Annotated in this window: 2 protein-coding genes; both read left to right on the top strand. The window is 43.8% G+C overall.

What is annotated here, in order from left to right:
* Positions 1 to 313: Hsp33 family molecular chaperone HslO (locus tag CVN76_RS00975; RefSeq protein WP_198512402.1), on the top strand; the 313-nt coding region annotated here is incomplete at its 5' end.
* Positions 314 to 331: 18 nt separating this feature from the next.
* On the top strand, positions 332 to 956 hold a 625-nt coding region (locus tag CVN76_RS00970), incomplete at its 3' end, for a peptidylprolyl isomerase (RefSeq protein ID WP_100530098.1).

The raw sequence follows: 956 nt of genomic DNA, 5'->3' as shown, positions 1-956 counted from the left end.
CAAAATCGAGAGTCGCCTGAGCACAATCGAGCCTGTCTCGAAAATGATTCAAAGAGGCTTGACGCCGGAAGAAATCCTAACGGAAATTTTGGGTGAAGGCAATGTGAACATTTTAGAAAAAATGGATGTCGAATTCTCCTGTCAATGCTCAAGGGAGAGAATTGCCAATGCATTGATCAGCCTTGGGAAAGATGAAATTCGGGATATTATCGAGACAGAAGGAAAAGCGGAGGCGCAATGCCATTTTTGCAATGAAACCTACCAATTCTCGAAAGAAGATCTTGAAGAACTGGAAGCAGAAACAGAAAAATAATTGACGGAGGAAAAGGTCTTGCCTAAACAAAAGCTTCGGGCGATCATTGCCGGCCTTGCTGTGCTGAACCTTTTGACTATCATTATCTTTGTCATAAAACCATTAATCACTTCTAAATCCGTAATAGGAGAGGAGACAGCCGCCAGGGTTGGATCCAAGGATATTTCCCGGGAAGCATGGATTAATGAGCTCGAAAAGAGATATGGAGAAGACGTACTTGAGGAAATGGTGGATAAAGAGGTCGTGAAACAGGCAGCAGAAAAATACAAAGTGAAAATTTCGAATAAAGAGGTTGACCGGGAACTTAAAATGATGAAGACGATGTATGGAGCTGCAGGTCAGACTCTTAATAAAAGCACCGATCAATTGAGGCAGGAAGTTCAGTCGAGCCTCCTGCTTGAAAAGCTGCTCACCAAGGACGTCTCTGTCTCCGGGGCCGTCATGGAGAAGTATTATGATGATAATAAGGACATCTATCGGATTCCCACCACGTATCATATATCCCACATTACCACGTCTACGAAAAAGCAAGCGGAAAAAATCAGGCGTGAATTGGCTAAAGGCGTCTCCTTTGAGGTTTTGGCGATGGAAAAATCCCTGGATGAATTCACGGCCAATCAGGGGGGCGACATGGGTTATATAT

This window comes from Bacillus sp. mrc49 (genome assembly GCF_002803435.1).
The sequence above is the reverse complement of the archived record's forward strand: the minus strand, read 5'-3'. Positions and strand labels throughout refer to the sequence as shown.